Source organism: Leucobacter sp. M11 (assembly GCF_035726885.1).
GTDB lineage: Bacteria > Actinomycetota > Actinomycetes > Actinomycetales > Microbacteriaceae > JAPFRB01.
Genome location: NZ_JAPFRB010000001.1, coordinates 451,590 through 458,990, shown reverse-complemented (window position 1 = coordinate 458,990; position 7,401 = coordinate 451,590). Strand labels below are relative to the sequence as shown.

Below are 7,401 nucleotides of genomic sequence, written 5' to 3'. Positions count from 1 at the left end.
TGAGCGCCATCACCGCGCAGAGGGCCAGCCGGATCGGGAGAAACGCCGCGAGGACGACGCCCGGCCGCACCGGAACGGTGCGCAGCAGTCTGAGGGTGCCTCTGGCGCGCAGCGTCACGAAGGGGCTGGTGCCGCCGATCAGGAGCACCGAGAGGAAGCCGATGATGAGCACGGAGCCCAGGTTGCTCCGCAGGATGTCCGGGATCAGCTCACCCGAAGCGTCGAACACCGTGATGTGGCCGTAGGGGATGCCGGTCCCGCTGAGCGCGCGCACGGTCGGTCCCCACGCGGTTGTGGGTGTCGTGAGGCCGCGCAGCACCGCCCCGTCATCGCCGAGCGTGACCGCGAGGGTTGCCGCGCCGGTCTCGCCCGCGGGAGCGGCCGTCGCGACGGACACCCCCGCGTCCCGAAGCGCGGCCTCGGCGATGGCCACCTGTGCCGGGGGACCTGTGACCTGGACAACCGAGGGTGCCGTTCCCCCGCTGAGCATGAACTGTGCTGCGGCCAGGGCGAGAAACACCATGACAAACCAGGTGCTCATGAGTCCGAGCTGTTTGCCGTTGCGCAGCACCTCGAGCGCGTGCGCCCGGCTGAGCTCGCGCAGGGCGCTCATCGTGCGTCTCCTGCGGCCGCCTGGTCCGGGGCGGCGATGCTCAGGAAGAAGTCCTCGAGCGTGCCGCGGTGCACGTCGATGTCGCGCGCGGCTAGCCCGGGGACGAAGGTGATCCGGCGCACGGCCAGGTCGGGGTCCGCGGTGACCACGGTGACGCGGTGGCCCTGGGGGGTCGCCTCGTGAGAGACGGTGCCGAGTGCCTGGAGCTGATCGAGCAGGCTGAGGTCGACGCCGCGGTCGACGCTGAAGCCGACCCGGCTCTGCTCGGAGCGGCTTTGGGCGAGCTCCGCGGGGGAGTCGAGGGCGACGAGCTTTCCTGCGACGAGGATGCCGACCCGGTCGCAGAGCGACTCGGCCTCGTCCATGTGGTGCGTGCTGAGGAGCACGGTGCGCCCGGTGTCGCGGAGCCCCAGGACGATCTCGGCGACGCCGCGGCGCGCGGCCGGGTCGAGGCCCGCGGAGGGCTCGTCGAGCACGAGGACTGCGGGGTCGCCGATCAGCGCGGTGGCGAGCAGCAGGCGGCGCTCTTCGCCGCCCGAGAGTGTGCCGACCCGACGGTCCTGGCACTCGCTGAGCCCGGTGCGCGCCATCACCCGGGCCGGGTCGAGCGGGCGGTCGTGGAAGGCGGCGAACAGGCGCACGGTCTCGGCGACGGTCAGTCGTTCCAGGAGGCTCGCGGACTGGGGCTGCACGGCGAGGTGTCGGGTGACGACCGCGCGCTCGGTGACCGGGTCGTGGCCGAGCACGCGCACCTCACCCGCGTCGGGGGTGCGCAGCCCGGCGAGGCAGTCGATCGTGGTGGATTTCCCGGCACCGTTCGGGCCGAGGAGGCCAAACACCTCGCCCGGCGCAACCGTGAGGGTGAGGGCGTCGACGGCGGTCTTGTCGGGGTAGCGGACCGTGAGGCCCTGGATGCTCAGCGCGGGGTGCGTCATGATTCCTCCGATGCGGGTGTGGCCGGTTCCGGGGTGCTCGGGTCGAACATGGCCTCGATCGGCTGCCCGAACAGCGCGGACAGCTTGAAGGCGAGGGGGAGTGAGGGGTCGTACTTGCCGGTTTCGAGGGCGTTCACGGTCTGCCGGGAGACGCCGAGCTGCTCGGCGAGGGCGCCCTGGGTGAGGCCGCGGCCCTCGCGCAGGCTGCGAATCGTGTTTTTCATGCCCGGCCGGTCACCGTCGTGCCGTGGCGATCGCGCCCGCGAGCCACCCCGTCATGCCGGCGACGAAGATGATCCAGCTCGGCAGCGGCACCTCGAACACGACATCGAGGAAGCCGACGATGACGGCGGTCAGCATGGCGACGGCAAAGCCGATGCTGAGGGCGACCAGGATTTTGCGGGACTGGTACTCGTCCAGGCCGCGGACGAAGCGAACCGAGGTGGCGAGCGCGAAGCCGACGGGGACCACGGGGGCCAGGGCCAGCGGCACCTGCCAGGGGGATCCCGCCAGGTCCTGCGGGCTCGGGCCGAAGAAGAGCACCAGGAGGTAGGCCGCCATGCTGAGGAAGAAGCCGACGGTGTACCGGCGCAGGTGTCGCCGCTCGCTGGGTCCCGGCCGCGTGCTGTCAAGGTCGCTTGTCATGTCTGTAGTCTGGCGTTGACGGGCAGCCCTGTCAAGTGTCCTTGTCAGGGCCCGCGTCCCTCCGGGGTCGCCGGGCTCCGCGCCCCGCGGGCCAGGGGGTCGCCGGGGAGTCAGCTCACGGGGCGAGGCCGGGGGAGCGGGCGTCGCCCGGGAGGATCTCGGGGAGGCGCTGCGCCCCCGAGCCGCCCTCGGCGAGGGCGTCGCCCGGGTTCAGGACGCGGCAGGTGCCGAGGGAGAGGCAGCCGCAGCCGATGCAGCCCGTGAGCTCGCGCTCCATGCGCTCCAGTTCCAGGCGGCGCGCCTCGAGCTTGCCGCGCCAGTGCTCGGTGATCCGGGTCCAGTCGCGCTTGCCGGGCATCCGGTTTTCCGGCAGGTCCGCAAAGACCTCGGCGACCTCGCTGAGGGGGATGCCCATGCGCTTGGCGACCTGGATGAGGGAGATGCGGCGAAGGACGTGCCGGGGGTAGCGGCGCTGGTTCCCCGCCGTGCGGGTCGAGGAGATCAGCCCCTCCTGCTCGTAGAAGTGCAGGGCGGACACGGCGACGCCGGCGCGCTGGGCAACCTCGCCGACCGAGAGCTGGTCGGTCGGCGAGAGCTTTTTGGCGTCGCCGGGCCCGGCGGGGCGCGGGGGTGACTCGGGCATCATGGACCTCAACTTCACTTGAGCTTCCAGGGTACCCGGTTTCGAGGCACCGCGCTTGCGCGGCCCGCGCGTGCTGACGACCCGCGTGGAGGCGCGCCCGCCGGGGCGGCGTGTGGCTTTTGGGGGAAAATTGGCGGGGTTGACCTCAAGTTAACTTGAGGTTTTATGGTTACGGGATGCCCCAGAACACTCCCAAAACCGGTCAGATTCCGTATCCCCCCGTTTCCGCACAGCGGCCCCAACCGCCCACGGCTCGCCGCGAGCCGACGCCCGGCAGCTGGGGCGAACTGCTCAGCCCCGACAACCTCCCCGCCGCCCTGATCCTTGCGGGCGGCGTCGCGATGTACGCGATCAACGTCTACGTGACCGCCGCCCTGCTGCCCTCGGCGACCGCCGAGATCGGCGGCGGCCAGTACTACGCCTGGGTCGCCACGGCCTTCCTCACCGCCTCGGTGATCTCCTCGATGCTCGTGAACCGCGCCCTCGGCAGATTCGGGGCCTCCCGCGCCTACCTGCTCGCCTTCGGGCTGTTCACGATCGGCTCGATTGTCAACGCGCTCGCACCCGTGATGGAACTCCTCCTCGTCGGCCGCGCCGTGCAGGGCTTCGGCGGAGGGCTCCTCGCCGGGCTCGGCTACGCCGTCATCCGGCAGGCCCTGCCGGATCGGCTCTGGACCCGGGCCGCCGGGCTCATCTCGGCGATGTGGGGCGTCGGGAACATGGTCGGCCCGACCCTCGGCGGCCTCTTCGCCCAGTTTGGCGCGTGGCGGGGAGCCTTCTGGCTGCTCGCCCTGATCGGGGTCGTGCTCGGCGCCCTCTCGGTCCGGGCCCTGCCCGGGCACACGGCCGCCGCCGAGCACCTGCCCCGCATTCCCGTGCCCTCGCTGCTCGTGCTCACCCTCGCGGCGGCGGCCTTCAGCGTGACGGCGGTGCTCCCCGGCGGCCTGTGGACCTGGGTCGGTCTGGCCTCCGCGGTCCTCCTGCTCGTCCTGTTTGTCGTCGTGGAACGCCGGGCGCGCAGCACGGTGCTGCCCCGCTTCACCTACCGCTCGGGGAACTCGCTGAAGTGGGTCTACCTGACGCTCGGGCTCCTCAGCGCCGGGGCAATGGCGGAGGCCTTCGTGCCGCTCTTCGGTCAGGAACTTGCCGGGCTGGCCCCGCTCCTCGCGGGCTTCCTGGGGGCCACGCTCTCGGTCGGCTGGACGGCCTCGCAACTGTTCAGCGTGAACCTGGAATCCGAGCGCTCCAAGCGGATCGTGATCGTGCTCGGACCCGCCCTGCTCGCGGCGGGCCTGTTCGCCTACGCCGCGCTCCAGGTGACCGAGGCGGGCGTCGGCACGGTGTGGGCCTGGGCGGCGGTGCTGTTCGTGGGGGGCGCGGGAATCGGGATCGCGTTCCCGCACCTAAGCGTCGCCGCGATGCGCAGCACGGCGGACCCCGCGGACGGGGCGAAGGCCGCGGCCGGGGTCAGCACGGTGCAGCTGATTTCGAACGCCGTCTCCTCGGCGGTGGTGGGGGTCCTCGTCAGCGCGGGCGGCCCCGCGGTGCTCGGCTCTGCCCAGCTGATGAGCGCGGGCATCGGCACGCTCGCCCTGCTCGGGTTCGGGTGCGCGGTCGCGGCGACGCGCGTGCCTCGCCGCGACCGTGCGGCCTGAGCCTCGGGCTAACTCTCGGGTGCGGGCTCCGTCAGCTCGGGGAACTCGATGAAGGCGTAGGTCGCATCGAAGCTCTCGGCCAGGACCAGCAGGCCGTGATCATCGAGGGGAACCTCGAGGTACATCGCGCCGCTCATGGACTCGTCGGCATCGATCTGTTCCTGGTCCCAAAGCAGGTCCGGCAGGCCCAGCAGATCACCGTGGTGGTACCAGTCGAGTCCGTCCTCGTCCCGGTACTTCAGCTGCAGATCGTACGGGGAACCCTCATACGGCCCCGCGTAGGTGCCGGTCACTTCGACGCGGAGAAAACGGTAACCGTCCAGGGGCAGGTTTTTGGCGTTGGCGGCCAGGACCTCCTCGGTCGCTTCCCGCACGCCGGTCACGGTCCAGGTCCACTCCTCGCCGACGATCGGCTCGCCGAGCGACAGCGGCTCCTGCCAGCTGCCGGGCCCGTCGGTGATCTCATCGGGGCCCTCCGGGATATCCTCGTATTCCTCGCTGAAGCTGTCACTGTCCTGGTCAGGAAGCACGTCACCGGAGATCGCTATGCCGAACACGGCGGTCATGATCAGGGCCGCGATCGTGGCCAGGCTCCCGAGCGCGAGCCCGGTGACGGCGAAGCCGAACGGCTGCTTTTTGACGAGCGCGGCAATCCCGAACCCGAACGCGACCAGGGCCAGGATGAGGCCGAACACGGGGATCAGGCACCCGAGCAGGGCGAGCACCCCGAGCACGAGCGCGGAGACGGCAAGACCCGTTTTCGGCGGGGTGGGCGGTGCCCAGCCGGGGCCGCCGGGGTACGGGCCCCCGGGCCCGGGCGGCGGGTACGCGCCGCCCGGGGGCGGCCCGAAGGCCGGGGCCCCCGGATACGGGCCCGGGGCCGGCGCTCCGTAGGGCGGGAAGGACGGCGCGGGCTCGCTCGGGAGGGGGACCTCGTAGACAGGTGCCTCGTAGACGGGTGCCTCGTAGACGGGTGCCTCGTACGCGGGCAGCGCGGAGCCCGGCAGCGGCGTGCCGGGGCCCTCCGCTCCCGGGGGCTGCGCACTGGCGGGGGCGCCCTCGCCTCGCGGCTCGTTTGCCGGCGTCTCCCACTGCGGGGCCTCCCACTGCGGGGCCTCCCACTGCGGAGCTTCCCACTGCGGAGCTTCCCACTGCGGGGCCTCCGGCTCCGGCCCCCCTTCGCCCGTGACGGCGTCCCGGTCGCGCGCGAGCGGGTCGTCGGGCAGGAAGCGCTCCGGCTGCGGAGCATCCTCCGGCTGCGGAGCATCCTCGGGGGGCGTGGTGGCGTCGGGGTCTCGGGGTGTCGAGGTCATAGCGTTATTCTTTCTCGGTGATCGTCCGATGGCGAATCGACAGGCCCTGAGCCGGCTGCACCGGGGGAGACGGGGCACCGCCGTCCGGCCAACCAGGTCCCGGTGACCCGGGTCTGAGCGAGCTCGTCCGCGGGCACGGTCCGCGGGTCGCGGTCCAGCGTGACGAAGTCCGCGAACCGGCCCGGCGCGAGCGCGCCCACCTCGTGCTCGCTGAACAGCTGCCACGCCGCGTTCACCGTGTGCGCGCGGAGGGCATCGGCGCGGGAGACCGGGTGACCCCCGCCAAGGACGCGGCCCCCGCGGCTGGTGCGTGTCTCGGCGACCGCCATGTTTTGGAACGGCTCGTTCGGGGTGACCCAGCCGTCGTTGTGGAAGGTGGCGCGCAGCCCGGCCGCGAAGGCGGCCCCCGCATCGGCCCAGGCCGCGCCCCGCGTCTCCCCAAAGAGGTCATCGACCAGGACCTCGCCCCAGTACCGCAGGTGATCCACGAACACGGAGACGGTCACCCCGAGGGACTGGGCCCTGCGGAACTGCTCCGGGGTCATCGCCCCGACGTGCTCCAGCCGCATCCGATGATCGCGCAGCCCGTGCCGCTCGATCAGGGTCTCGTAGGCGTCGAGGGTGTCGCTCACCGCGAGATCGCCGTGCGCGTGACAGGCGAGCTGCCACCCCTGCGGGGCATAGCCGGAACCGATCTCGATGAGCTGTTCCCGGCTAAAGTTCGCCTCGCCCACGTGCCCGGGTTCCAGGCCGAGGGCCCGCGTCGCCGCGGTGTCGAGGTAGGGGAAGCTCGTCGCGATCGTGCCCACCCAGGGCGAGCCATCCGACCACACCTTCACGCCGATCTGGCGGAGCATCTCGTCGCCGTTTCCGCGGGGCACCGACGCGGAGCCACCCGGGCGGCTCGTCTCATACACGCGCAGGCGGAGGGGGAGCTCGCCCTGCTCCCGAAGCGCCCCGATCGCGGGCGTCAGGGCCGGGTCCCAGCCCAGGTCGGCCACCGTCGTGTACCCGAGCCCGCTCAGCTCAGCCAGGTGCTCGGCGATCAGCCGCGGCAGCTGAGCCTCGGCCTCGGCGGCCACCGCGAGCACCACCCGCTGCACCGCCGCCGTCTCCTGCGCGACCCCGCTCAGCGAGCCGTCCGCCGCGCGGAGAAACCGCGCACCCGGGGGATCATCCGTGCGCTCGTCGATGCCCGCGAGGCGTGCGGCGGCCGAGTTGAAATACGCGGAATGCCCAGAGTTATGCAGGATGACCAGCGGGATCTCGGGAGACCACTCGTCCAGCAGCGCGCGGTCCGGCGCGGGAAGCCCCCGCTGCAACAGCGCGTCCCAGCCGTTCACGAACAGCGTGCTCGGCCGGGACGCAAGCCGGTTCCGGATCGCGGCGATCACCCCGTCGGCGTCCGGCACGACCACGGGCCGCACATCAACCGTGTACTCCGACAGAAACAGCGCCGCGTTCGTGGGGTGCCCGTGCGGCTCAATCAACCCGGGAAACACGAAGCCCGCAAGCGACACGGACGCCGCACCCGGCCCCGCGAGCGTCAGCATCTTCGGGGCCGAGCCCGTGGCAACCACGCGCCCGTCCCGCACCA

Annotated in this window: 8 protein-coding genes; 1 reads left to right on the top strand and 7 read right to left on the bottom strand. The window is 72.1% G+C overall.

What is annotated here, in order from left to right; all coding sequences use genetic code 11:
* The 5 genes from OOT08_RS02325 to soxR all read right to left on the bottom strand — a co-directional run.
* Positions 1-613 (bottom strand): hypothetical protein (locus tag OOT08_RS02325; RefSeq protein WP_325090940.1); only part of this gene is annotated, 613 nt, incomplete at its 3' end.
* Positions 610-1,548 carry an ABC transporter ATP-binding protein gene (locus OOT08_RS02320; RefSeq protein ID WP_325090939.1) on the bottom strand — a complete coding sequence of 313 codons (939 nt, stop codon included), beginning with the start codon at positions 1,546-1,548 and terminating at the stop codon, positions 610-612. The genes OOT08_RS02325 and OOT08_RS02320, both read right to left, overlap by 4 nt.
* Positions 1,545-1,772 (bottom strand): helix-turn-helix transcriptional regulator, encoded by a 228-nt coding sequence (locus OOT08_RS02315; protein ID WP_325090938.1) that lies wholly within the window; start codon positions 1,770-1,772, stop codon positions 1,545-1,547. The genes OOT08_RS02320 and OOT08_RS02315 overlap by 4 nt, the downstream gene beginning before the upstream one ends.
* Positions 1,773-1,782: 10 nt before the next feature.
* Positions 1,783-2,193 carry a hypothetical protein gene (locus OOT08_RS02310; RefSeq protein ID WP_325090937.1) on the bottom strand — a complete coding sequence of 137 codons (411 nt, stop codon included), beginning with the start codon at positions 2,191-2,193 and terminating at the stop codon, positions 1,783-1,785.
* Positions 2,194-2,308: 115 nt separating this feature from the next.
* A complete protein-coding gene (gene soxR / locus OOT08_RS02305; protein ID WP_325090936.1) occupies positions 2,309-2,839 on the bottom strand; it encodes a redox-sensitive transcriptional activator SoxR in 531 nt (176 codons plus the stop codon).
* Positions 2,840-3,012: 173 nt separating this feature from the next.
* Between soxR and OOT08_RS02300 the strand changes: the two genes are divergently transcribed.
* Entirely contained in the window at positions 3,013-4,491 is a 1,479-nt protein-coding gene (locus OOT08_RS02300) for an MFS transporter (protein ID WP_325090935.1), read from the top strand.
* 8 nt (positions 4,492-4,499) lie between these two features.
* Here OOT08_RS02300 and OOT08_RS02295 read toward each other — a convergent pair whose 3' ends face one another.
* On the bottom strand, positions 4,500-5,804 hold the full coding sequence (locus OOT08_RS02295) for a DUF4190 domain-containing protein (RefSeq protein WP_325090934.1): 1,305 nt from the start codon (positions 5,802-5,804) through the stop codon (positions 4,500-4,502).
* Positions 5,801-7,401 (bottom strand): amidohydrolase (locus tag OOT08_RS02290; RefSeq protein WP_325090933.1); only part of this gene is annotated, 1,601 nt, incomplete at its 5' end. The genes OOT08_RS02290 and OOT08_RS02295, both read right to left, overlap by 4 nt.